Annotated in this window: 18 protein-coding genes and 5 pseudogenes; 7 read left to right on the top strand and 16 right to left on the bottom strand. The window is 69.3% G+C overall.

Translation table 11 applies throughout. From position 1 onward, the window contains the following. A partial coding sequence (locus BN971_RS24200) for an Hsp70 family protein (protein ID WP_090350712.1) occupies nt 1–1,499 on the bottom strand: 1,499 nt, incomplete at its 3' end. A gap of 162 nt (nt 1,500–1,661) precedes the next feature. Next, nucleotides 1,662–2,888 (bottom strand): hypothetical protein, encoded by a 1,227-nt coding sequence (locus BN971_RS24195; RefSeq protein ID WP_085181762.1) that lies wholly within the window; start codon nt 2,886–2,888, stop codon nt 1,662–1,664. Nucleotides 2,889–2,926: 38 nt separating this feature from the next. On the opposite strand from BN971_RS24195, the gene BN971_RS24190 reads away from it, so the two are divergent. Then, nucleotides 2,927–3,556 (top strand): TetR/AcrR family transcriptional regulator, encoded by a 630-nt coding sequence (locus BN971_RS24190; RefSeq protein ID WP_085181763.1) that lies wholly within the window; start codon nt 2,927–2,929, stop codon nt 3,554–3,556. Then, entirely contained in the window at nt 3,556–4,038 is a 483-nt protein-coding gene (locus BN971_RS24185; RefSeq protein WP_372511936.1) for a nuclear transport factor 2 family protein, read from the top strand. Before BN971_RS24190 ends, BN971_RS24185 begins: the two co-directional genes overlap by 1 nt. Before the next feature lie 7 nt (nt 4,039–4,045). On the opposite strand, the gene BN971_RS24180 is transcribed toward BN971_RS24185, so the two are convergent. Both BN971_RS24180 and BN971_RS24175 read right to left on the bottom strand, forming a co-directional pair. Then, nucleotides 4,046–4,708 (bottom strand): L,D-transpeptidase family protein, encoded by a 663-nt coding sequence (locus BN971_RS24180; RefSeq protein ID WP_085181765.1) that lies wholly within the window; start codon nt 4,706–4,708, stop codon nt 4,046–4,048. A gap of 55 nt (nt 4,709–4,763) precedes the next feature. Further along, nucleotides 4,764–5,423, bottom strand: coding sequence for a phosphatase PAP2 family protein (locus BN971_RS24175; RefSeq protein ID WP_085181766.1), 660 nt, complete (start codon nt 5,421–5,423; stop codon nt 4,764–4,766). 61 nt (nt 5,424–5,484) lie between these two features. Here BN971_RS24175 and BN971_RS24170 point away from each other — a divergent pair, with 61 nt between their 5' ends. Genes BN971_RS24170 through BN971_RS24160 form a run of 3 tightly spaced genes read left to right on the top strand, consistent with a single transcriptional unit; the run spans nt 5,485 to nt 8,101 of the window. Beyond that, nucleotides 5,485–5,967 (top strand): hypothetical protein, encoded by a 483-nt coding sequence (locus BN971_RS24170; RefSeq protein WP_085181767.1) that lies wholly within the window; start codon nt 5,485–5,487, stop codon nt 5,965–5,967. Continuing rightward, on the top strand, nt 5,964–6,656 hold the full coding sequence (gene bluB / locus BN971_RS24165) for a 5,6-dimethylbenzimidazole synthase (RefSeq protein ID WP_085181768.1): 693 nt from the start codon (nt 5,964–5,966) through the stop codon (nt 6,654–6,656). Before BN971_RS24170 ends, bluB begins: the two co-directional genes overlap by 4 nt. Before the next feature lie 50 nt (nt 6,657–6,706). After that, nucleotides 6,707–8,101, top strand: a complete 1,395-nt coding sequence (locus tag BN971_RS24160) for a sulfatase family protein (RefSeq protein ID WP_085181769.1) — start codon at nt 6,707–6,709, stop codon at nt 8,099–8,101. 22 nt (nt 8,102–8,123) lie between these two features. Here the strand turns inward: BN971_RS24160 and BN971_RS24155 are convergent, their stop codons facing one another. Next, nucleotides 8,124–8,909 (bottom strand): trans-aconitate 2-methyltransferase, encoded by a 786-nt coding sequence (locus BN971_RS24155; protein WP_085181770.1) that lies wholly within the window; start codon nt 8,907–8,909, stop codon nt 8,124–8,126. A 92-nt stretch (nt 8,910–9,001) separates the two neighbouring features. On the opposite strand from BN971_RS24155, the gene BN971_RS24150 reads away from it, so the two are divergent. After that, entirely contained in the window at nt 9,002–10,198 is a 1,197-nt protein-coding gene (locus BN971_RS24150) for an alpha/beta hydrolase family protein (protein ID WP_085181771.1), read from the top strand. Here the strand turns inward: BN971_RS24150 and eccE are convergent. From eccE to BN971_RS24110, 9 genes and pseudogenes are all read right to left on the bottom strand, one after another. Further along, nucleotides 10,195–11,142 (bottom strand): type VII secretion protein EccE, encoded by a 948-nt coding sequence (gene eccE / locus BN971_RS24145; protein ID WP_090350710.1) that lies wholly within the window; start codon nt 11,140–11,142, stop codon nt 10,195–10,197. The two genes, BN971_RS24150 and eccE, sit on opposite strands and share 4 nt — an antisense overlap. Nucleotides 11,143–11,174: 32 nt before the next feature. Next, nucleotides 11,175–11,600 (bottom strand): annotated as a pseudogene (eccD, locus tag BN971_RS24140) (type VII secretion integral membrane protein EccD); the annotation flags it as partial. Nucleotides 11,601–11,658: 58 nt separating this feature from the next. Continuing rightward, complete coding sequence (locus BN971_RS24135) at nt 11,659–12,567, bottom strand: ESX secretion-associated protein EspG (protein ID WP_085181775.1); 909 nt, start codon at nt 12,565–12,567, stop codon at nt 11,659–11,661. An 8-nt stretch (nt 12,568–12,575) separates the two neighbouring features. Beyond that, nucleotides 12,576–12,650: pseudogene (locus tag BN971_RS26175) on the bottom strand (PE family protein); the annotation flags it as partial. Next, nucleotides 12,647–15,811 (bottom strand): annotated as a pseudogene (eccCb, locus tag BN971_RS24130) (type VII secretion protein EccCb); the annotation flags it as partial. The pseudogenes eccCb and BN971_RS26175, both read right to left, overlap by 4 nt. Nucleotides 15,812–15,903: 92 nt before the next feature. Next, nucleotides 15,904–16,443, bottom strand: a pseudogene (gene eccB, locus BN971_RS24125) (type VII secretion protein EccB); the annotation flags it as partial. Next, entirely contained in the window at nt 16,440–18,293 is a 1,854-nt protein-coding gene (gene eccA / locus BN971_RS24120; RefSeq protein WP_085181782.1) for a type VII secretion AAA-ATPase EccA, read from the bottom strand. The gene eccA and the pseudogene eccB, both read right to left, overlap by 4 nt. A 158-nt stretch (nt 18,294–18,451) precedes the next feature. Then, the gene (locus BN971_RS24115; protein ID WP_090350708.1) at nt 18,452–19,570 is read right to left on the bottom strand and encodes a PPE family protein; all 1,119 of its coding nucleotides are present in this window, start codon (nt 19,568–19,570) and stop codon (nt 18,452–18,454) included. 221 nt (nt 19,571–19,791) lie between these two features. Then, the gene (locus BN971_RS24110) at nt 19,792–21,585 is read right to left on the bottom strand and encodes a PPE family protein (protein ID WP_090350705.1); all 1,794 of its coding nucleotides are present in this window, start codon (nt 21,583–21,585) and stop codon (nt 19,792–19,794) included. A 249-nt stretch (nt 21,586–21,834) separates the two neighbouring features. Between BN971_RS24110 and BN971_RS24105 the strand changes: the two genes are divergently transcribed. Beyond that, nucleotides 21,835–22,977, top strand: a complete 1,143-nt coding sequence (locus BN971_RS24105; RefSeq protein ID WP_245836879.1) for a cupin domain-containing protein — start codon at nt 21,835–21,837, stop codon at nt 22,975–22,977. A 335-nt stretch (nt 22,978–23,312) separates the two neighbouring features. Here BN971_RS24105 and BN971_RS26170 read toward each other — a convergent pair. Continuing rightward, nucleotides 23,313–23,696: pseudogene (locus BN971_RS26170) on the bottom strand (permease); the annotation flags it as partial. Between the two features lie 208 nt (nt 23,697–23,904). After that, on the bottom strand, nt 23,905–24,228 hold a 324-nt coding region (locus BN971_RS24090), incomplete at its 5' end, for a PPW family C-terminal domain-containing PPE protein (RefSeq protein WP_487348994.1).

Genomic DNA, 24,228 nt, shown 5'->3' with positions numbered 1-24,228 from the left:
CTCGGCGGCACGGGCGCCGGGGGCGGCGGCGTCGGGCGCGGAATCAGGGAGCTGACGGGCGGGATGGGCACCGGCACGACGGAGCGCGCCGGCGGAACGTGGCGGTTCTCGATGTTCGTCAGCGTGTAGGCCACCCCGCCGATCGATGTCATCGCGACCACGGCGCACATCCCGATCACCAGCTGCGACAGTCGAAGCCGGTGCCACGATCGTGCTTTGGGCGGCTCGGCCAGGTTCAGCCGCATCGTCCAGCCGGACGGACCGTCCTCGTGGAAGATCTCGGGGCTGTAGCGCACCCGCACCGCGCCGCCGTCTTCGGTTTGCGACCAGGCCAATTCGCGGTCGGTCATCGCCTCGTCATCGATCACCAGCACGTCGCCGGCGCCGAGGTCGACGACGTCACCGGCGGCCGCGGCCGTCGAGAGCAGACCGATCGAGGTGCGCGTGCGCAGGTCCAGTTCCTCGCCGCGGGAGGCCAGCAGCAGAGCACCCGCGGCCGCGGCCGACGCGGGATGCGGCGGTGTCACCACCGGCCGGCGCCCGTGCACCGAAAGACGCTCGGTGAAAAGCGGGATGCTGGCCCCGCCACCGACTGTGACCACGGCCGACAGGTCCGCCCAGCTCTTGCGGTGCCGGACCAGCATCTCGTCGAACGCGAAGATGAAGCCGGTCAGCCGGTCCTGGATCAGGTCCCCCAGCTCGTCGCGGCTCAGCCGCATGGTGCAGCTGCGCCCGCCGAGCTCGGCGGCGAATTCGACTGCGGCTTCGGTGGATAGCCGTTCCTTGACCACCCGGCACTGGTCCCTGAGCCGGCCGAGCTGACCGACGGCGGCGGTGGTGGCCGGGTCGATCCCGCTGCCGGGCCCCAGCTCCTCGAACACCCGGAGCAGCAGCGCCTGGTCTATCTCGTCCCCCGACAGCGCGGCGTATCGCATTGTGGGTGTGACCAATTCGTGATCGCCCGCGAGGTTGAGCAAGGTGGCCGACGTGCCGGACCCGCCGAAGTCAATTACCCCCACCACTCCCGTTGCGGCGAGGCACAAGTCGGCGTTGGCGCCGGTGAGCGCCGCGACCGCGTCGGAAACCAGCCGCGGCGCCATGCCGCTGCGGACGAAGCCCAGGTGGGTGCGCAGGGCGTTGCGCAGCGCCTGCACCGTGGCGGTCTTCCAGTACGCCGGGACGGCGATGGCGATCTCCGCCGCCGCCGCGTCCGCGCCGGCGGCCACCACCATCGCGTCCAGCGCCTCGACCATCAGCAGGTCCGGGTCGTGCGCCGACCCGTCGGCCGACACCAGGGCCACCGAATCGCCGATGCGCTCGACGAAACCCCCGATCAGCATGCCGGCCTCGTTCAACGGCGGATCGGCTTCGTGCACACCGACTTTCGGCGAACAGTGCGGATATAAGGTCAGCACTGAGCGGCGAGTAACCGGTGTACTTCCGTTACGCGCGGCGACCAGGTTCGTGGTCCCGATCGACAACCCCAGTGGGTCGTACATAGAGCGAGAGCCTTCGTCTATAGGTGTCGGTGGCCAGCGTCAACCATATCCGCGGACACGCCGAAAGCCGATGGCTTGCAATCCCATTGGTATACGGTCGATGCGGTTGTGTCACCGAAGCGGTACCGCAAACCCCTTGACAAATCCCGTTTCGGGTCGTGCTCACACCACGGACAGCGGCAGCGAACGCCTCGGCTGGAATTGGAACGACGCTCCGCCGCTGACCTTGGTGACCGACACCTCCGGCAGTTCGGCCGAAGCCGTTTCGGTTTCGACGAATTCGGCGGTCCAGTCGCTGCCCGTCCCGCTGAGCCGGACTTCGACCAGGGGATCGACCGCGGTGGCGACCGCCTGCAGCGGTTGCACGGATTCAGGTGTGCACAGCGATATCCAGGCGCCGTCGTCGTGCGCCGGTGACCGGTGCACCACCACCCGGCCCCCCTCCGCCTCCGCGACGACGTAGCCCGCGGGGTTGAGCAGCGGATGCAGCTCGAGCACAGCCAGGATGCCCTCGGACCCGCCGGGCAGCTTGAGCGCGCGGTGGATTCGCTCGGCCGCGACCCCCGCGATACCGATCAGGCCGCGGGTGCACACGTCGATCGCCTGGGCTTCGTCGGTCGCACGTGCGCGCACTGCGATCGCGAACGACAGGTAGAGCAGGTGCATCTGCAGGCAGACCTCGTCGGCGATCCGTACCAGGGCCGAGTGGGAGAATGCGCCGAAGTCGAGATCGGACAGGACCGGCCCGGAATAGTCCGCGAGCCCCTCATCGGCGCGGTCGATGGGGTCGAGTTCCCATGTCGCGGCCCGTGTTTGAGCGACGATGTCGAGCGCCGGGATGCTTTGCGCCTCGGGATGCGACTCGTCGATGACGACCGTCCACGCGCAGTGCGGGTGCCGGTCGGCCGGTTGGCGGGGCGGCCGGTGGATGGGTCGGACCTGCGCCCGCGGATTGGTGGCGACCGCGGTGGCGTCGAAGGTCGGGTCCTCGATGGTGTGGCACATCCCGAAGACGTAGCGCTCCCCCATCGGCTCGACGTCGAGCAGCGCGCCGCAGTGGTCGAGATGAAATTCGCCGTGCCAGCGGTCGTGGATGGTGTAGCGGAAGTCCATGAATTGCGGCGGGGCGCCGATGTCGAGCTGCAGGCCCTTGAAGATGGTGGGGATGTCGTTGCCCTCGTAGCCCAGCGCCCGCTGCATCCGCCGGGTGTAGAGGGGGCTGGCGCCGGCCCACTCCTCGATCGCGATCTGCACCATCTCCTCGCGGCCGAACGCGTTGATGCACCAGGCCATCCCGGAGCGGTCGATCAGCTGGCCGATCAGCAGCAGTTCGGGGACCAGGACGGCAAGCTGGTCACGGGACAGCCCGGCGTATCGGGAGCGGCTCACCGGCCAAAAATAGTCGGGACTATGTTATAAAGTCAACAATGTCCATCGCCCCGACCCGGCGCACCAGCGCGCCGCGCAAACGCGGCGATGAGACGCGGGCGAAGATCATCGGCGAGACCGTCCGCTGCATCGTGGACGAGGGGTTCAGCGCCGCGACCGCCAAGCACGTGGCCGAACGCGCCGGCGTCACCTGGGGGGTCATCCAATACCACTTCGGCGACCGCAACGGCCTGCTGATGGCGGTGGTCGACGAGGGAGTCGCCGGCCTGGTCGACAGCCTGTCGTCGGCCGATGTCACCGAGCTTCCTCTGCGCGAGCGCATCGAGGCCGTCGTCGACACCGCCTGGGGCTGCTACAGCAGCCCCACCTCCATGGCGGCCTTCGAGATCCTGCGGGCCACCCGCGGCGGCCCCGGCGAGGCCTCGCGGCGCCACCTGCTCGAGATGAACTCCGCGATCGCCGGGCTCGGCCGGCTGATCACCGACGACCGCGCCAATGACGGTGTGGCCGAGGTGATCTGGGCCGCGCTGCGCGGCGTGGCGCTGGCCCAGATGATCGTCGGCGCCCCGGTGGAATGGCGCTCGGAACGGCGTGCGCTGATCGACATGGTGACCCGGTACCTGGAACGCTCGGGCGGCCCGGATGCGCGATGTGCTCCAATGACCTGATGAGCCCCCACCCCTCCCCCTCCGAGATGGCCGACATCGAGGCCGTCAAGCAAGTCAAGTACCGGTACCTGCGCGCGCTGGACACCAAGCGCTGGGACGATTTCGCCGACACGCTGACCGACGACGTCGTCGGCGACTACGGCTCGTCGGTCGGCGAGGAGCTGCACTTCACCAACCGCGTCGACCTGGTGAACTTCATGCGCAAATCCCTTGGCCCGTCCGTCATCACCGAGCACCGGGTGACCCATCCGGAGATCACCGTGACCGGCGACGAGGCGTCGGCGACGTGGTACCTGCAGGACCGGGTGATCGTCGCTGATTTCAACTTCATGCTGATCGGCGCCGCCTTCTACCGCGATTCCTACCGGCGCACCGACGACGGCTGGAAGATCAGCGGCACCGGCTACGACCGGACCTACGAGGCCACAATGTCGTTGGCGGGCCTGGACTTCAAGGTGAAGCCGGGTAAGGCGCTCGCCTGACCTCGCGCTACCTGTTGGTGATCGCGATGACGCCGCCCGGCTGCAGCCATTTCATGATCGACACCAACTGAGCGTCGTCGACGGCCACGCACCCCTCGGTGGGTTTGCCGTCGGTGGTGTGGAAGAAGAACGCCGAGCCACCGCCCGGGGTTTTGTTCTTGTTGACGCCCATGACGACCGCGTGCTTGTACTGCGGGATGTTCAGGTTTTCGCTTGCGGCGGTGTTGAACGGGCACTGAGCCTTCGCGCACACCTGCATGCTGTTGAAGGTGGGGCTGTGGTCGTCGCCGCTCCACCAGTAGTTGGGCCCGGAGACCTGCGTATAGGGCAGTCCCCCACCGGGATTCGGCGCGGTGCCGAAAGCGGAGTCCAGGGTGTAGACGCCCATCGGGGTGGCCGGCACGCCGCTGCGCGCCTGCGCTGCCATGCCCGCCGAACCCACGTGGGTGGGCACTCCGGTACGCAGCGCCTGCCAGCCCGCCGCGCTGCGCTGGTAGATGTCGATCGTCGCGTTGGAGCCGCCGGTGCTGACCACCGAAACCACTTGTGTGGCATTGCCGACGGCGTTGGCGAACCAGGGCGCGCCCGCGGCACCGCCGGTCGGGGCGAGCGACAGCGCGGCCGAAGTCAGGCACGCCGCAATCGCCAATGGAGCGAGGAATCGGCGCATGGGAACAATGGTCCGGTCAACAGTGCCTAAGGGTCAAGTAAAGCTTTAGACCCGGTTAGGTCACCGCGCCGTGATCAACGGCCGGCACCGTCTCGGGCGGCCGAAATACCCCCAGACACAACAGGAAATACAGGTAGCCCAGTGACCAGCCGGCCAGCACGTCCGAGGGATGGTGCACGTTCAGCGCGACCCGGGCGATCCCGACCGCCACGATGCAGACCACGACCACCGCCGCCGCGATCCGGCCCTTCGCCAGGCTCAGCATCGGCAGCAGGAAGGCCAGGATCGCCAACAGGCCGGCGGCGGCCTCGAGCGCATGCCCGGACGGAAACGACGTGGAGGACGCGGGCACCAGCATGGTCGACGGTCGCGTCCGGTTCGCCAGGCCCTTGGCCGCGGTGGTCACCAGCCCGCTGAGCGGTCCGCAGGCCAACAGCACCAGCGCCGCACGCACGTTGCGGCGCAGGAGCGCGGCGACCGCCGCGGCCGTGCCGAGGAGCCGCATCGGGACCGGCCCCAGCGCGAACGACAGCCCGTCCCAAAACCCCACCCAGAGCGGGTGCTTGACGGCGGCGTCGTGAGCGGAGTTCAGCAGCAACCAGTCGATGCTGTGCAGCCAGACCCACTGCCGGGAGTAGGCCACCCACATCAGTGCGTACACCGCGGCCGCTGCCAACGCCAACGGGATGGCCAGGGCGCTGCGCGGGCGGGTCATGAGTAACGAATACCAGGATCTCACAGCGGTGCGCCCACCCCGGGCGGTCATACTGGCTTCTATGGCGGTCTTCGTCCGCAAGTTGTTCGGCATCGGCAAGCTGCCACCCGACCTGCACGCCGAGGTGGAGGCCGAGGGCCTGATCTACCTCACCGACTATGTGGCCGTGACCCGGCGATTCAGCGGCACCATCCCGGGCGTGCGGCTGCCGCACAGCGTGGCCAGTTACGTGGGCTCGCTGGTCTTCACCTCCGAGCGGGCGCTGGCGACGCTGTCCATGCTGCCCAAGCTGGCCGGCCCGACGGTCAACGCACGCTGGGACGCGCCGCAGACCGGGGCGGCGCTGGTGGAGATCTCCGCGACGGGCCTGCAGGTCGAGGTCGACGTGGCGCGGGTCGACGAGAAATTCAGCGGCGAGCTGTCGCTGCACTACAAGGTCGCCATCCCCGAGGATGTGCTCGCCCGCCTGCCGCGCCGTTCGCTGGCCTTCGACATGCCGCCGGAGTACGTGTTCCGCGCCGTCGGCGTCACGTACAGCCCGTGACCGGCCAGCCGTTCAGCCCGCAGGAGCGGCGGGCGGTCTACCGGGCGATCCTGGAGCGTCGGGACATGCGGCGGTTCGCGCCGGGCAGGCGGGTCGACGAGCAGGTGCTGGCGCGGCTGTTGCGGGCCGCGCACGCGGCCCCGAGCGTCGGCCTGATGCAGCCGTGGCGCTTCATCCGGGTCACCGACGATGCGCTGCGGCGGCGCATTCACGCGCTGGTCGACCGGGAACGCCCGCTCACCGCCGCGGCCCTGGGCGAGCGGGGCGAGGAGTTCCTCGCGCTCAAGGTCGAGGGCATCCTCGAGTGCGCCGAACTGCTGGTGGTGGCGCTGTGCGACAACCGCGAGCGGCACGTGTTCGGCCGGCGGACACTGCCCCAGATGGACCTGGCCTCGGTGTCCTGCGCGATTCAGAACCTGTGGCTGGCGGCCCGCTCGGAGGGGCTCGGCATGGGGTGGGTGTCGCTGTTCGATCCGCAGCAGTTGGCGGCCCTGCTGGAGATGCCCGCCGGCGCCGAGCCGGTGGCCATCCTCTGCCTCGGGCCGGTGCCCGACTTTCCCGACCGGCCGGCCCTGGAAATCGACGGTTGGGCCGTGGCCCGGCCGCTGTCGGAATTCGTGTGCGAGAACCGCTGGAGCGAGCTGCCGGCGGCCACCACTTCTCCGAGTGCGCAGGAAGCTGCCAAGTAGCTGCGGTATCGTCGCGCGTCGGCGGGCAAGGCGGAAGGTGACGGGCGCAGGTGACGGCAGAGGCATCGGGCGGCGCGGAGAAAGACAACGTGCTGGTGGTGCATTGGCACGACCTGGGCAGGTACCTCGGCGCCTACGGCCACCGCGACGTGTCCAGCCCGCGACTGGACCGCCTCGCCTCGGAGGGCATCATGTTCACCCGCGCCCATGCGACGGCGCCGTTGTGCTCGCCGTCACGGGGATCGCTGTTCACCGGCCGCTACCCGCAAACCAACGGGCTCCTCGGGCTGGCCCACCACGGGTGGGAATACCGCCGCGGCGTCCGCACCCTGCCCCAGATCCTCTCCGAGTCCGGTTGGTACTCGGCGCTTTTCGGCATGCAGCACGAGACGTCCCATCCCAAGCGGCTGGGCTTCGACGAGTTCGACGTGTCCAACTCGTACTGCGACTACGTGGTCGACCGGGCGGTCGAGTGGTTGCAGGACAGCACCGAAGACCTTGCGGGACAGCCCTTTCTGCTGACCGCGGGCTTCTTCGAGACCCACCGGCCGTACCCGCACGACCGCTACGAGCCCGCCGACGCCGCCGCCGTCGACCTGCCCGGCTACCTGCCGGACACCCCCGACGTGCGCGGCGACGTCGCCGACTTCTACGGGGCCATCAGCAAGGCCGACGCCGCGACCGGCCGGCTGCTGGACGCGCTGGCGGAGACGGGCCGCGACGCCAGCACGTGGGTCGTGTTCTTCACCGACCACGGCCCGGCGTTCCCGCGGGCGAAGTCGACGCTGTACGACGCCGGGACCGGCATCGGGATGATCATCCGTCCGCCCACCGGCCGCGGCCTGCCGCCCGCCGTGTACGACGAGCTGTTCAGCGGCGTCGACCTGCTGCCCACGCTGCTGGAGATGTTGGGGGTGGAAGTGCCGCCCGACGTCGACGGCGTCTCGCACGCCGCGGCCCTGCTGGGCGCGGACGCGGCGCCGATTCGGGACCACGTGTACGCCACCAAGACCTATCACGACTCGTTCGACCCCATCCGCGCGATTCGCACCAAGGAATACAGCTACATCGAGAACTACGCGAGTCGCCCGCTGCTGGACCTGCCCTTGGACATCGAGGAGAGCCCGTCGGGCCGCGCGGTGGAACCGTTCATCACCGGTCCGCGTCCGGACCGAGAGCTCTACGACCTGCGCGCCGACCCGGGCGAGACCGATAACCTGCTCGCGCACGGCGACCCGGAGGCAGAGACGATCGCCGCGGAACTGGCTGCGCGGCTGCATGATTGGCGACAGCGCACGGGCGACGCCATCCCGTCGGAATTCGACGGGACCCGCATCGCGGTGCGCTACACCGAGACGTATCTGTCGATCCAGCGGACGGCCCCCAGCGCCCGGTCGGCGCTGGCGACGGAACGCGGGATCGAGGAGTCGTCGGCGGCGCCCTAGGTGGCCCGGCAGCGGGTCGCCATCATCCGGACTGGCGGCGGCCCGCACCGACCACGGCGACGACGAAGACGCGCCGGAACGGGAAGATCGTCGTGCCGTCGGCGCGGGCGGGGTAGGCGTCGTCCAGCAACGGGATGAGCTCCCGGCGGAACTGTTCCCACGCGTCGTCGGTCAGCCGGTCGCGCACCGGGACCAGCGCCGTTCCGGTGATCCAGTCCAGGACCGGGTGCTCGCCGGTCAGCTGATGCAGGTAGGTGGTTTCCCACACGTCGACCTTGCATCCGGCGTCCAGGAGCAGGTTGGCGTAGTGCGTCGGCGGCTGCACCACCGCGCCGACGCGAAACGGCACGTCCTTCAAGACCTTTGCGTACGGTTCCCGCCGGGCCAGCGTGCGCACCGCGGCGTAGGAGGGCGACTCGAAATTACCCGGCATCTGCACGCCGATCCAGGAGCCCGCCGCCAGTTGCCCGGCCCACCGCACCAGCAGGTCGGCATGCTCGGGCACCCAGTGCAGGGCGGCATTGCTGACCACCACGTCGGTGTCGGGCTTGGGCTTCCAGTCCCGCAGGTCGGCGGTGACCGCGTCGATGCCGCGCTCCTTGGCCGCCGTCACCATCTCCGGCGAGCTGTCCAACGCCTCGATCGCGGCGTCCGGCCACCGCCGCGCCAGGTAGGACGTCAGGTGGCCGGGCCCGCAACCCAGGTCGACGACGCGGCGCGCCCGCTCGGCCCCCACCCGCGAGAGCAGGTCGTAGAACGGCCGGCCGCGATGGTCGGCGAAGGCCAGGTAGACGTCGGGGTCCCACATGTCGGTCCTCCTGATCACGCGGCTGATGGACAAACCGTATTACGGGTCGAACGCCGTATCGGCGCCGGGCATACCCGATAGCATCGGCTCTCGTGGCGCACGACACCGACCCGATCGATCCGCCCTTCGCGGTTGCCGACGTCCCCGGCGGCGACGTTCCCCCCGGCGCCGGGGGATTGCCCCGGCGCTCGGCGCTGTCGCCGCGGCAACGACTGGTGGTCGAGGCGTCCTCCCTCGGGGACCTGGCGCTGCGCACATCGGTGGCCTCGCTGATCGCCGCCACCGTGACGCCGGTTGTGTTGGCCGGCAATCTGCGCCGCACCACCGGCAGCGAACGCGAAGACCTCGCCTTCTACGCCGAACTCGCGGCCGAACACGACCCCGCCAGGTCCTTTCCCGCGCCCACCGAGCCGCCCCGGGTCTCCGCCCGGCCCGGTGGTCGGCGGGCGGAACGGCTCGCGCGCGGTGTCGTCGAGGACATCTCGTTCCGCAGCAGCTTCACGGCGGTCAACCCCGCGATGCGCAGCCGGTGGAACGCCTTGACCGCCAACGGCATCGTGCGCGCGCAGCACTGGCGCCACGGTGACGGGCCCCGGCCCACACTCTGCGTCATCCACGGGTTCATGGGGTCGTCGTACCTGGCCAACGGGAAGTTCTTCACGCTGCCCTGGTATTACCGCTCGGGCTACGACGTGTTGCTCTACACGCTGCCGTTTCACGGCAAGCGGGCCGAAAAGCTGTCCCCCTTTCCCGGTTTCGGCTATTTCGCGGGCGGCCTGAGCGGTTTCGCCGAGGCGATGGCCCAGGCGGTGCACGACTTTCGCAGCATCATCGACTATCTGCGCGACACCGGCGTCGAGCGAATCGCCCTCACCGGCATATCACTGGGCGGCTACACCGCGGCGCTGGTGGCCTCGGTCGACGACCGGCTCGAGGCCGTCATCCCGAATTGCCCGGTCGTCACGCCGATCACGCTGTTCAGCCAGTGGTTCCCCGCCAGCGTGCTGATCCGGCTGGGGCTGCGCCTGTCCAACATCGGCCCCGACGAATTGACGGCGGGGATGGCGTATCACTGCCCGCTGAACTATCCGCCGCTGCTGCCCGAGGAGCGCCGGATGATCATCACCGGACTGGGCGACCGGATGGCGCCGCCCAGTCAGGCCGTCCTGCTGTGGGAACATTGGAATCGCTGTGCCCTGCACTGGTTTCCGGGCAGCCACGTCGTGCACGTGAGCCAGCTGGACTACCTGCGCCGGATGACGGCGTTCCTGCAGGCCGCGATGTTCTAGCCGACGGCGACAAGCGGCGCACTCAGCAGGCCGGCGGGGGCGGCGCTGTGCCCGTCGAGCCGTTGGGTGGACGCCAGGTCCAGCGCGCTCAGCGCCCGAAGGTGATTGCCGAGCTGCGGGGTCAGCCCCTCCACCGGCGCGCCGGCCGCCGGGGGCGTGTCGGTCAGGAACGCGCACGCCGCCGCGATCGTGGGGCAGGCCGGGTCACCGGCGATCTCCAGCGCCGTGCACGTCTCGCGGGCCGGGTGGTTGCGGATGGCGTCCAGCGTGGCCGGCAGCTCGTCATCGACCCGAACCCGATAGGCCGCAAGGTAATCCGAAGCCCTGCGGCGTACCCCGCGCCACGTCTCGCGGCTGTTTTGCGGCAGCAGGCGCGGGACTTCCTCGGCGTCCACCAGGGCGGCGTCCCAGCCTATCTCGCGCAGGTGGTCGGCCAGTCGGCGCGCCGCGACCTCGGCGGTCTCCCGCAACGGAATGCGCGGCGAGCGCGCCCGCAGCGCCGACAGGTTGTCGACGGCCGAGATGGTGAGCGCGATCCACACCTCCCGCCGGGAGGCGTCGGATGCGTTGTCGCGGCTGGTGATCCGGATCTTGTCGGCGCGAATGCCGTAACGGTCCAGGTAGGACGCGATGAGCCGCAACGGGAGGACGCCCGAGTCACCGCTCGGCGCGGCGACGCGCAGCAGCACCGTCGTCTTTGTCTCAGAATCGGATTCGAACACCGGCCGGCCGGCGAGGATGGCGGCGCGGCGGCGCACGATCGTGGTCAGGTAGAGCCCACGCCACCACCCGAAGAGCACGATCACCACGACGGCGGCGATGCCCAGCAGCCAGTAGTCCCGGGACGAGCGCCAGGGGTAGGCCATCACCGCGGGCACAACGGCCAACAGCGCCAGCGTGATCCGGCCGCTGCCGGGCGACGGTATCGAGCGAAGCACGCTCACGGGGTCGTTTCCTTTCGACGGGCGATCACGGCGACGGCGGCGGCGATGCCCGCGGCCAGCGCCCCCCGCCGGATGTGGGCGGCGCCCCAGGGCCGCAGCCGGGACGTCGAGAAGATCATCGCCGCATCGGCGATGTCCTCGACGATCCCGGGGGCCGCGGGTCCGGCCGGGACCGGCTGCAGCGCGAGCAGATCGCCGTCGACGACCCCGACCGTGTCCAGGCTGGCGTCGAGACTGAACGGCGCCCCGCCGATCGGGGCCAGGCTCAGCTGCGCCCCGGCGGCGGCCGCGCCGGCGTCGCCGTTGGAGGCCTCCGGATCTGAAGGGACCACCATCAGGCGCTGCACCGCTGGCAGGATTTCCCGTAGCGGCAGCTCGGTGGGCAGCGCGATCTCGGTGAGCCTGCTATCGGCGAGGATGGCCACCCGGACGATCGGCATCACCGTGCCGGACGTCATCGGGCCCGCCGAACATGCTGGGGCCGTTGCTGAGACATCGTGCTCTCTTTCTGTTTCGTCATGCCCGCTGGGCGGAGCATTCGTGGGCGGTGAAATCTCGGGACAGCCGCTGGCCGTGGAACCAGTCGCCGTCGGGTAGCAGCGCGGTCAGCCGTTCGATCGCGACGGCGATGGCGAACGGGGTGCCGGGGCCGAAGGTCGACACCCATTCCCCGTCGAAGGCCCGCGAGGGGCTGACCAGCACCCGCCCCGCGGCGGTGTCGACGATGCTCATGCCGACCTCGGTAGTGGCCTGCCGGCCGTCGCGCCGCCGGCCGGCGACGATCTCGACGTAGCTGCGCGGACCGTCGAACACGGCCTGCACGACGGGCCGGGCCGATTCCGGAACCCCCAGGTAGTCAAGGACTTCGGCGAGCGGCGCGCCGGACCGCAGCCGTTCGTCTGCGCGGGCGCCCACGCGCATCGGCAAGCTGAATTCGTCGAACCGCGCCGGGGGCCGCTGCGCCAGGCCGGCGCCCAGGACCGGCACCATCGCGCGCGGGTCGTCGATCTCCATCGCGGTGAACGTGACCAGTTGGGCGCTGCGCAACGCCACCACTGTCGTGGGGGTGTTCGGGCGCCTGCCGGAAGGCAGGCCGGTGGCCCGCTGCGCCACCACGCCGCGCAACATCTCGCCGGTGGCTCCGGGCCCGGCGTGTCCGACGTAGCGTAGCTCCAGCCACCGGTCCGGGAAGCACACCGCCTTGATCCAGTCCGCGACTGCGGCGTTGACGGCACCGTCCTCCGACACCAGGCCCATCCGGGTCAGCTCGGCCCGTTGACGCCGCAGGAACGCGTCGCGTTCCGCGGCGTCGCGGTACGGCGTGGTGATCGCCAACACCCACGGGAAGCTGCCCGCCCCAACGGTTTCGGCGATGAACCAGGCGTGATCGACCGTCAGCTCGACGGCGTTCGGCTCGGCTGTCATCGGTATGGTGCTAGCCGCGCCGTCAGCGCCTCCACCGCGGCGCTGGCCGCCGCCAGGCCCTCGGGCACCACTCGCAAGGTCATGACAACCCCTCCTGTCCTTTCACTCCACCACTGACGGATTCGCCGATCAGCGGGTTGACCAGCTGCAGATGTGTCGGTGCGTCGCTGTCGCCCAGCAGAATCGCGCGGCCGGCCGGCAGCCGGCCGAACCGCTGGCCGCGGATCTTGCCGCTGTCTTGCGGATTCCCCGACAGCATCAGGGTGGTCGCCTGCAGGTCGTTGAACCGGCGCAGCAGCGGGCTGGTCATCAAGGCGTGCCCGGATCCGGTCGCGCGGGCCGTGACGATCACCCGCAGGCCGAGGTCGACGGCGTGGGCGAGCAGCCCGATCAGGGGCGTCCAGGGCCGCTGTCCGACGTACGGTCCGCTCGTCGCCGGGCCGTCCGGGAGCTGGTCGACGTCGTCGATGATCAGGTAATGGGTGTGCCCCTGGTAGGCCCAGTGCGACAGCTCCGCCGTCGACAGGCCCGCCGGCGGCCGCCGCGACTCGATCAGGTTGGCCAGCCCCAGCATCGCCGGGGTGATGCGGTCGATGTTGGCGGTGTATTCGTTGTCGGGGAACAACGGCTCGTCGACGAGGTGCAGCCGCCGGTCCAGCACGGTGAAGGCCACCTGGTCGGGCGTCGAGTTGTCCCTGATCGTGCGGATGATGTGGCGCAGCAGCGTGGTCTTACCGGACTTGCTGTCGCCGAACACCAGCAGCAGCGGGTTCTCGGCGAAGTCGAGCACCACCGGGGCCAGGTCCTCCTCGCGCTGGCCGATGACCACCCGGTCGCGGCCCCGGTACAGCGGCTCCACCGCCGCGGGCGCGAGATCGGTTGGCAGCAACCGAATTCGCGGTGCGGCCTGGCCGGGGTGGCGGGCGTTGATCGCGGCGATCTGTTCGGCCATCCGGTCGGGCCGGGCGAACAAAAAGTGCTCGGCTGCCATGGTCAGCCCGCGGCCCGGCTGGTCGTGCGGTACCGCGTCGGCGGGGCGGCGCAGGGCGCCGACGACCCGCACGTTGCTGTCCCGCGCGTCGTGCAGCTTGAGCTCCAGCCGCAACCCCAGGCCGTCGCGCATGGCCAGCGGCACCTCCAGCCAGCTGGGCGTGGTGATCACGACGTGGATGCCGTACGCCAGGCCGACGTTGACCAGCTCGGTCACCTTGGCCAGCAACGGGTTTCGGGTGTTGAACTGGTCGGTGTTGTCGCGGCCGAAGCCGTACAGGTTGTCGATGACCAGGAACACCTCACCGTAGCCATCCCCGTAGGGTTCGTCGGCCGCCGCGGCGCCGGAGTTGCGGAACGCCTGGCGGCGCTGGCGGGACAGCAGCAGCTGCTCGAGCTCGCCGAAGGTGCGGCGGATCCGTTCGGGCTCCAGGGCGGTCGCGACGCCGCCGACGTGCGCCAGGTCCGCGAGCGCCCGCAGCTGCCCGCCGCCGTAGTCCAGGCAGTAGAAGCTGACCTCGTGCGGGGAATGCAGGCTGGCGGCCGACATGATGAACGTCTGCAGCGCGGTCGATTTCCCCGACTTGGGGCCGCCGTGGATGACGACGTTGCCCGCCGACGAGGTGGCGTCGAAGACCAACGGGTCGCGGCGCATCTCGAAGGGCTTGTCGATCTCGCCAAGCGGCCAGCGCCACTGTCGCTGCGGCACGCCGGCGCGGGCCAGCATGGCGGCCAGCGGGATCGGTTCGTCCAGCGGCGGCAGCCACAGCTGCGGCGCCCGGGGCCCGTAGCGCGCGAGCTGTTCGCCGATCGTGGCGATCAGCTTGCGCGACGGCCCGGCGAACTCCTCGTCCTCGCCGCCGGAGATCACCGTCGCCTGGTCGGGCTCGACCCGTCCGGACGTGAACAACTTGGGCTCGGGAATCGAGTGCAGCACAAAGGATTTGGACTTGCGCGGCGGCTCGTAGATGCCGTCGACGTAGGTGCTGCGGAACTTGATCGGGGCGGCGCCGGGGGCGGGCACCAGGAAGCCGACGCCCTTGTGCTCCTTGCCCGACTCGATGTGATAGGCGTCCTCGACGCCGATGATCTGCCGGGAGACGCTGGGACTGGCCACCTTCAACCCGATTCGGTACGAGGTGTTCTTGTCGATGTCCTTGATCTTGCCGACGTCCAGGGTTTGCGACGCGAACAGAATGTGGATGCGGAACGAGCGGCCCTTGCGCGCAACGTAATCGAACAGCTCGGCGTATTCCGGGTGGTCGGCCAGCATCAGCGTGAACTCGTCGGCGACCACGAAGAGGGTGGGGATGGGCGGCAGGTCGGCGGCGGCCGGCACCCCCGATTCCCGGGCGTTCTCGTAGTCGGTCACCGATCCGAAGGCGCTGCCCTGCACGCGGCGGCCGGCCTCGCGCAGCAGCGTCTCGCGGCGCGCCACCTCGCCGCGCAGCGTGTCGGCGAACCGGTCGGCCAGCGACTTCTTCTCGGCCATGTTCGAGATCACGGCCACGACCTGCGGGAAGTCGCGGAAGCTGTCGGCGCCGGCCTCGCCCTTGAAGTCGGCGTAGATGACGATCAGCCGCTCGGCCGAGTGAGTTGTCAACAGCGACAACAGGATCGACATCAGGGTCTGCGACTTGCCCGAGCCCGTCATGCCGATCATCAGGCCGTGCGGACCCATGCCGCCCTCGGCCTCGTCCTTGAGGTCGAACATCAGCGGCTCGCCGGTGGCGGTGACACCGATCGGCACGCGCAGCTCGTCGTCGCGCCGCCGTGGGGCCCACAGCGCCGGCACGTCGAGTTCCGTCGCGTCGTCGATGCCGAGCAGCGTGGTGAAGGTGGCCCCGCGCGTGGCCGCCGACCGCAGCCCGGCGTGCGTCGGGTTGGAGTCCCAGCGCGACAGCCGGCGGGCCAGGTGGGCGGCCTCGTCGGCGCCGAAGCTGTCGGCGCGGTCGATGTAGGGCTGCCAGCCCCCGCTCTGCCAACGCTCGATGGCGCCACCGCTGACGCGCAGGATCGGCTGCTCGGGATCCGAATACTGTTCGCGGTGCGGCGGGGTGCTGCGGCGGTGCACGACGGTCACCCCGGCCCGGCCCACCGCCAGCGCCGACGCGTCCAGGTCGTAGTCGGGGTCGTCGATGACGATCAGCAGGTGCCGCAACGCGTCCGCCGGTGCGCCGGCGAAAGCCGGCCGGTCGGCGAGTGCGGAACCGAGCAGCGACACCAGTTCGTCGGGGTCGTCGTCAAGGTGACGTCGTTGCCGCCGCGGCGAATCGCCGCACCGGAAATGTCGGTGGGGGCCAGCGCCTCGATGTCGGCCGAGGTGTTGTAGAGCTGGACGTGCTCGTCGCACACCGTCCAGTCGGCGTCGTGCGAGGTGTTTTGCACCATTCGTTCCGGCGCGCCCGGGATGCCGATCAGGTTGCCGCGCGGAAAGCGGTCGAGCTCACTGCTTTTCACGGTCGTGGGGTCGACCGGCCGGCCGACGATGAGCCGGGCCGAGGTGAGGTTGAGCACCGGGTGCAGGTCGTCGCCGACCTTGACGTACAGCGCGGCGGTCGAGCGGTCGGCCAGCACCGGGTTGGTGCCCGCCGACCCGGCGGGCCGGATCAAGGAGAACACGAAGCAGCCCGCCACGCCGGTGACCACGAGGACGATTCCCATCAGCACCGCGCGCGACTGGGTGCGCAACGGGTCGACGAGCATCCGGGTGTCGTGCAGGGCGATGCCGGAGGCGATCCGGCGCATCACGAAGCGCCAGCCGCTCACCTGGTGGCGCGTGACGAAGCCGCGGCGGTACTCGACCTTGTCGGGGTTGTCGTTGGCCGGGGTCCGCGACGCAAAGGACCGCCGCGCCTCCTCCCATTCGCCGCCCGACTCGCTCATGCCGACACCTGCAAGCCGAGGCCTTGAAGCAGCGGCTCGACCGAATTGCGCACGTCCTCGGCCGTGATCGTCATCAGCTCCTCGTCGGTGAACTCGCCGGTTTCGGCGTGCTGGGAGTGGTCCAGCCGGAACTCGCGTTCCTCTTCGGACTTCTCGACCACGTTGCGGACGAACCGGCCGTTGCCGGCGATGTCCAGGCCGCGGCGGTCGACGCCGTTGAAGTCGGGCTTGGACGTCGAAGCGAGATGGCTGAACAATCCCTCGAGATCGTGCAGCGCGGCCTGATCGAACACGCTGTCGCGCTTGTGGGCCATGAAGTTGGCGATCTCGATCAGCTCGGCCGGCTTGTACGACGGGAAGTCGATGCTGCGGGTGAAACGGGACCGCAGGCCCTGGTTGGTGTCGAGGAACTTGTCCAGATCCGCACGGTAGCCGGCGATGATCACCACCAGGCGGTCCCGGTCGTTCTCCATCCGGGCGAGCAGGGTGTCGATGGCCACGAGCCCGAAGTCGTTCTTGGCGCCGGTGGCCACCAGCGCGTAGGCCTCGTCGAGGAACAGCACCCCGTCCAGCGCGCTGTCGATGACCGCATTGGTCTTGGCCTCGGTCTCGCCGATGTGCTGGCCGATGAGATCGGCGCGGTGCACCTCTCTGATGTTCTCCTTCTTCAGCAAGCCCAGGCCGCAATAAATCTTCGCGATGACGCGGGCGATGGTGGTTTTGCCGGTACCGGGCGGCCCGGTAAAGACCAGGTGGTGGGTGCGCTGCGCCACCTCCAGTCCGCGCTGCTTACGCACGATTTCCATGGCCACCGCACTCTTCAGCCGGGCCACCTGATCTTTGACCTTCTCCAAGCCGATGAATTCATCGAGCTCGCGTTCGGCCTCCGCCAGCAGCACGTGCTTGCGCTCCTGGGCACCGGGGTCAACGAAGTCACCGGGACTGGGCTCGGTGGCGGGATCCCACGGGTCGGTGCGCGCCGCGATGCGATCCGCGCTGGTGGTGACGATCCCGAAACTGGTGTCGGACAACGCCTGTTCGATTTGCTCGTTCTCGGGATGAGCCGCGTACAAATCCTGAAGCACTTCGCTCGCCGACTCCTCGTCGACGTGCGCGCGCAGCACCAGCGCCTTGGCGAGCCCGCCGTCCAGCGCGGCGACCGCGACGGGCCCCTCGGGCTCCTCGAGGTACGACAGCGCGGGGGCGAACATGCCCAACCGCGCCAGCGCCGTGCCCAGCGCGATCCTGGCCGCGTGCGAGAAGGCCTCGTCGAGGTCCGCGTCGTTGACGATCGGGGTCAGCAGCTTGACGACGTCCGACCAGCGCTCCGCGCGGTAGTTGAGGACGACGGCGACCCAGCGGGCCTCGCGCCAGCCCGGCCGGCGCTCGGTGAGGGCGGCGACGATCTCGGCGGCGTCGGCGAACCGCCCGGCGCCCACCAGGCCCGCGGCGTAGGCGAGCTGGAAGTCGTCGGGCGTCGCGGCGCGGAACTGGAGGTACAGCCCGGTGTCGTAGCGGAAGCCCAGCGCCCCGGGGGGCAGTTCGACCCGACGCTGCAAGGTGCCCGACGTGGCCGAGGTGCGCGCGACGGCCTCGAGGACCCCGAGGGAGACGTCGCCGGCGGCGGCCAGCCCGGTCCACGCGTCGCACTGGTCGTGGGCGATGCGGGCCAGGGCGGTGAAGCCGGAGCGCGCGGCGGTCAGGTCGGCCGGCCGCTGACGCTCGTAGACCGCGATCCCGAGCGCGCGACAACACGTGGCGAACCGGCTGACGACATCGCTGTCGACGCGGCCGTCCCCACGGGACGCTGCCGGTGCCACTGCCAGCGTGCCAGCGTCACCCGGTTGCACGGCTACTCCCCAACATAGCGTTCCCTAACCTAACTTGGCTGAAGTTAGCATTGCATAAGCTAAGTGTCGAGGCCGCGAGACCCCGCGCGACTGACGGCTTCTTCCCCTTCGACGCTGCTGAACTGCGCTTCGGCGAGGCGGCCCGCCGAGCACTGACGTTACTGAAAATCATTTTCATTATCAACCTCGTCACGCTGCCAGGTGCCCGGCACCATGGGTACCGAAGGGCCGCCGCCGAAATCGTTCCCGGCGAGGGTGGCAAGTCCGCCCGCCCGGGCCGGGGCGGAGGTGGGCGTCGGGGCCGGCGCCGGGGCAACGCTCACGACCGTAGAGCCACCGGTCACCGGAACTCCGGACGCCTCCGGTGCGGGCGCGGGCGGCGCGGCAACAGCGACGGCCTGAACGTCACCGAGTGCGCCCAGGCCCGCCAAGCCGGCCAGCAGGCCGGGGTTGAAGGCCGTCAAGGTGAGCCCTAGCGCATTGACCTCCGGCGCGAACGCCTCGTAAGCCTCCGCCGCGTGGCCCACCTCATCCGCGACCAGTCCCGGAATGTCGGACTGCAGTTGCGACAACGCACCGGAAGGGTTTTGCGGAAACTCGAGTGCGTCGCGCTCCAGCGTTTGGGGAACTTCCAGAAATCGATTAATCCACCAACTCAACTGATAGGGGTCGCCGGAGTCATTGTCGACGATGTCCTGCACACTGCCGCCGGTGTCGCTGCTGTCGCTGCTCTGGTTGGGCTTCACGATTTGCGGGGCCCCTACGGTTTGCGGCGCCGAGGCGACCGCCGAGATAGATGTCAATTCGTACTGGGCCATCGTGGCGGCAGCCTGAATCCACATCCCGACGTATTCGGCCTCGTTGACGGCGATGGGGATGGTGTTCAGCCCGAAGAAGTTCGTCGCCACCAGCACCGCGTGAATCGCGTGGTTGGCGGCCAGTTCCACCAGGGTCGGCATCGCCGCCAGTGCCGCGTTGTAGGCGGCGGCCGCGGTCTCATGCTGGGTCGCCGCCGCCGCGCTGTCGGCGCCGGCCTGCATCAGCCACATCAAGTAAGGCACATGTGCGGCCACATACTTTTCCGCGGTGGGCCCTTGCCACGCCCCGGCTTGCACCGCCGCCACGATCGCGCGGAGTTCCTCTGCGACCGCCGTGTACGTCGCGCTCAACGAACTCCACGACCCGGCGGCGGCCAGTAAGCCGGCCGGCCCGGGGCCACTGCTGAGCAACGCGGAATGGACCTCCGGCGGCGAAGCCATCCAGATCGGCGCGGTCATTGCGAGCCGCCCCCGACCGCATCCGAAGCCGCCGGGACAACTCCTCGGGCGGCAACCCGTGGCGCCATAGCAGCGACTCCTTGCAGATATGGATAGCGGCCGGCTCGGCCGTCAGATGGCGTCATGTGCGAGCAGGGAGTGGTCGGCTTCCGACGCGGAAAAGTTCCGGTGCGCGCCCAATTCATGGGAGATTCTTCTGCGAACGACGCCGATCGAGCCGCTCAGTAGGTGCCTGTCTCGGTCGCAATGGGGCCGGGCCCGAGAATGCCGACCTGGTAGTTGCCCTGGTTGAACGCGCCGGCATCGAACGTGCCCGAGCTCGACAGGCCCGTGTTGTCACTGCCGGAAAGTCCGATGCCCGAGTTGTCCGAGCCGGTGTTGCCGAACCCGACGTTGTCGTAGTCCCGGTTCAGGAAGCCCGTGTTGGAGCCGCCGGTGTTGAACACACCCGTCTGCACATCGCCCGTGTTCAGGAGGCCGGCGCTTTGCGAGCCATTGTTGGACAAGCCCGAGGAAAAGTCACCCGAATTGAAGAAGCCCGAGGAGCCGCTGCCGGAGTTGCCGAACCCGGAGCTGCTGACTATCCCGGTCAGGTCTGCCGAGCCACCCACCCCCGTGTTCAGGGTGCCCGAGTTGAGCAGGCCCGTGTTGCTGTCGCCCGAGTTGAACCAGCCCGTATTCACGTTCCCCGAGTTGAACCAGCCCGTGTTGGTGCCCACACCCGGCGGCACCGGGGTGCCACCCGAGTAGTCGAAGGTGCCACCACCCGAGTTGAAGCTGCCATCGTTGAACAGGCCGGAGTTCCCGAAGCCGAAGTTGCCGCTGCCCGCGTCTCCGAAGCCCATGTTTCCCGGGCCCGCGTTCGCGAAACCGAAGTTGAGATCGGCGGCGTTGCCGAAGCCGGTGTTGACGTTGCCCCCGTTCCAAAAGCCGGAGTTCGTATTGCCCGAGTTGCCGAAGCCGAAGTTGCCGTTGCCGGAGTTGAAGAAGCCGAAATTGCCGCTGCCAGAGTTGAAGAAGCCGATGTTGTCGTTGCCCGCGTTTCCGAATCCGACGTCTCCGGTGCCCGAGTTCAACAGCCCGGCGACGTTGATGCCGACCTGGTTGTTGCCGGTGAGCCCGATGCCGATATTCCCGCTGCCGCTGTTACCGAAGCCGTAGTTGTTGTCGCCGAGGTTCCCGAACCCGATGTTGGAGTTGCCGGTATTGCCGCCGCCGAAGTTGCCCGAGCCGATGTTGCCGCCGCCGACATTGCCGCTGCCCTGGTTTCCGCCGCCGACGTTGAGGTTGCCGACGTTGCCGAGGCCGAGGTTTGAGTTGCCTAGGTTGCCGCTGCCCAGATTCGAGTTGCCGAGGTTGCCGCTGCCCAGGTTGGTATTACCGACGTTGCCACTGCCCAGGTTGCTGCTGCCGGTGTTGCCGCTGCCCAGGTTCGTATTACCGATGTTGCCGCTGCCCAGGTTCCAGCTGCCGATGTTGCCCAAGCCGGTGTTGAGAGACGGCAGCCCGGGGGCTGACGACAACTGCGTGGCCGCCTCCAGCGCCCCGCCGTGGTAACCCACCATCGCGGCCACGTCGGCCGCCCACATCTCCTCATATCGGGACTCGGTGGCGGCTATCGCCGGAGCGTTGAGCCCGAGGAAGTTCGACTGCACCAGCTGGACGAGCTGACTGCGATTCGCGGCGACCGCCGAAGGGTGCACAGTCGCCGCCAGAGCCGCCTCGAATGCGCTGACGACGGCCTTGGCCTGGGTGGCCGCCCCTTGGGCCTGGGCGGCCGCGCCACTCAGCCACCCCGCGTACGGAGACGCCGCGGCCAGCATCGCCGTCGCCGCCGGACCCTGCCAGGACTGACCTGCCAAACCCGACGTCACCGACCCGAACGCCGACGCCGCCGAAGCCAGCTCGCCGGCCAACCCGTCCCAGGCCGCCGCCGCCTCCAGCATCGGGCCCGATCCCGCACCAGAGAACATCAGCACGGAATTGATTTCCGGCGGCAACACCTGAAAGCTCACCAGCCGCTCCCTTCCGCTGAATCAAGGGGAGGCCACTGATCGGCGCCCCCCACAGCCGTCGCCCGAAGACCCTATGTTGGTCGCACGGCACAGCTTTTTAGTTCCACGGCAATGCGGAGAACTTGGGCTGAACCGTCGGACCGCCGGTAAACGGCGTGCCTTGCTAACCTCGCCACCACCACGCAGGGAAGACGTCCAGGGAGGCCAACGATCGAACCGTCGCTCGCGTGGCTGCTCGCCCCCCTCGAGGTGGAAACCTTTCTCGAGAGGATCTCGACAGCGACGCATCATCACGTCAGGCGGCAGGCTGCCGGCTACTTCGACAGCCTGCTGCACGGGCCTTCGGCGCTTGACGGACTTTTGCAGCTCTTCCGCGAAGAGCCCACGGCGGTGCGCCTGGTGAAGGGGAACGACAAGAAGGCCGGATCGGAGAACTACCGGCTCGGTGACGGCAGCCTCGACCTTGTCGGGATCCGAAACGACTTTGCCGCCGGCTTCACGATCGTGGTGGACGGCGTCGAACGCTACGTGCGCGCGATCGCGTCGCTCGCCCATTCCATCGAGGCCGAGCTGAACTTTCCCGTGCAGGTCAACGCCTATGTCACGCCGCCCGGATCGCGCGGGCTGGTTCCCCACTACGACGACCACGACGTGCTGATCCTGCAGATCGACGGATCGAAGCTGTGGCATCTGTACGAGGGTGTCCACATTCCACCGCACGAATTGCAGCGGCGCGACAAGGCGGTTCCCCCCGAGGGCCTTTCGGCGCCCACCGATGTGCGGCTGACAGTCGGCGACGTGCTGTATGTGCCACGGGGTCTCGTACACGCCGCCGACACGGGTGCGGAGCCGTCGGTCCACCTGACGGTCGGAGTGCACACGCCCACCGCGCTCACGCTTGCCATCGGTGCGCTGCACTCGCTGAGTTTCCGTGACGACCGCCTGAACGCCCAACTGCCGCCGCGGCACCTCGACGACCCGGACCTGCGGGCGTCCCTGGCCGCCTTGCTTCGGGACACCGTCAGCGCCATCGAGGATCCGGGTGCCGTCGCCGGAGGCCTCGACGTATTGGCGGACGTCCTCGTGCGGCGGGGCCGGTGCCCGCCCATCGGACGGATCCCGGACGCCACCGGCATCGATGGACAAACACTCGTGCAGAAGTACCACCCGCTCTTTTCGTGGGTGAAGGCAGTGCCCGACGGCGTGGTCCTCCAATTCGCCAGTGTGTCGATAAGCGCCGCCCCCGACCACGAGGCCGCGCTGAGGTTCCTCTCGAAGAGCGTCGAGCCGTTTCGGGTTGGGGACCTGCCCGGGCTGCGCGCGGAACAGCAGGTCCAACTGGCCCGTTCGCTGCTCGTGAGCGGATTTCTGGTTCGGTTGCCGGACAACTGATTTGGCCCCGATGGATATCGCCGACCTGGCCCGCTGGACCCCGGTCCGGCTCGACTTTTCTGGGCCCTCCCCGGCGGTCTACTGGGCCGATCTGTCGACGGTGCGCTTCGTCGATCCGTTCTTCGACCAGACCGTCAACCGCTGGGCCATCGGGCCCACCGCCCGCCCGCTCGTCAGGACCGGGCTCGATGCGATGGTTCGCCTGGACGACGAGCCGTCGCTCGAGCCGGCGGGGATGATCTTCCACCTTTCGCGGTGCGGGTCGACGCTCGTATCCCGCCTTTTGGGCACGCTTCCCGGCGTCGTCGTCCTGGCCGAGCCCGGACCGCTCAACACGCTCCTCGGACTCGATCCCGACCGCATCGACGACGCCACCCTGGTCCGGATCGTGCGGTTGGTGGTGCGGGCGCTCGGCCGCCGCCGCCACGGTGACGAGCGGCGGCCAGCACCGCCACGGCGGGCCGGCGCGGCAACCAGCGCGCCAACCGTTCCGGCGACACGAACACCGCGATCAGGCCGCTGACGACCACCCCGAGCACCAGGAAGGGGACCGCCTGCACGAACACCCCGCAGAACACGGTGCCCGCCGTCGACAACGCCGCGTTGAGCGCGACCGCGTCCTGCAGCGTCGACGCCTTCACCGCGCAGGCCAGCATGATGCCGACGAGCAGCTCCATCGACCCAATCCGCAGCCGTCGTCCAGACTTCAGGGTCGTCACCGCCCCAGTATGTCAGCGCGCGGACACGACCCCGGCCCCTGCGAATGGTGTCGCCGGGGGTTTCCAGACCCGCATGACTGCCCTGAAGATCGGGCTACGGCAGCGGTCAGCAGCGTTGCTGTCTGCTCAATTGCTGACAATGGCGCGGCGAGCCCGGAGTTGGCGCCCGGTGAGCCGCCTTGGCATTACTTCCGCGGTGATCGGCTTACTAGCTGTCACTCGCCCCACCACCTTGCTCGGGGGCACCGTGCGGGTCCCAGGTGCCCGGCACCATGGGCATCTTCGGCCCGCCGCCGAAGTCGTCACCTGCCAGCTTGGTCAAGCCGGCCGCCTCGCCGACCGACGCCTTGCGCGCTGCGCCGGCGAACCCCAGGCTTTCGGCACCCTGATCGGAGGCTGACGTTTGCCCCGGTGCCGACTCGCCCCAGTCCGGATCCACGTCGATGTTCATATCCATGTACTCGTCGCCATAGCCACGCTGGCGCGCCCGCTGACGTTGCCGCCGCCGCGGGGTCTGCCGAATCTGGGTGCC

It is taken from the genome of Mycobacterium bohemicum DSM 44277, from assembly GCF_001053185.1.
Lineage (GTDB): Bacteria > Actinomycetota > Actinomycetes > Mycobacteriales > Mycobacteriaceae > Mycobacterium > Mycobacterium bohemicum.
Note: the sequence above shows the minus strand (reverse complement) of the source record. Positions and strands in the feature narration are given on the sequence as shown.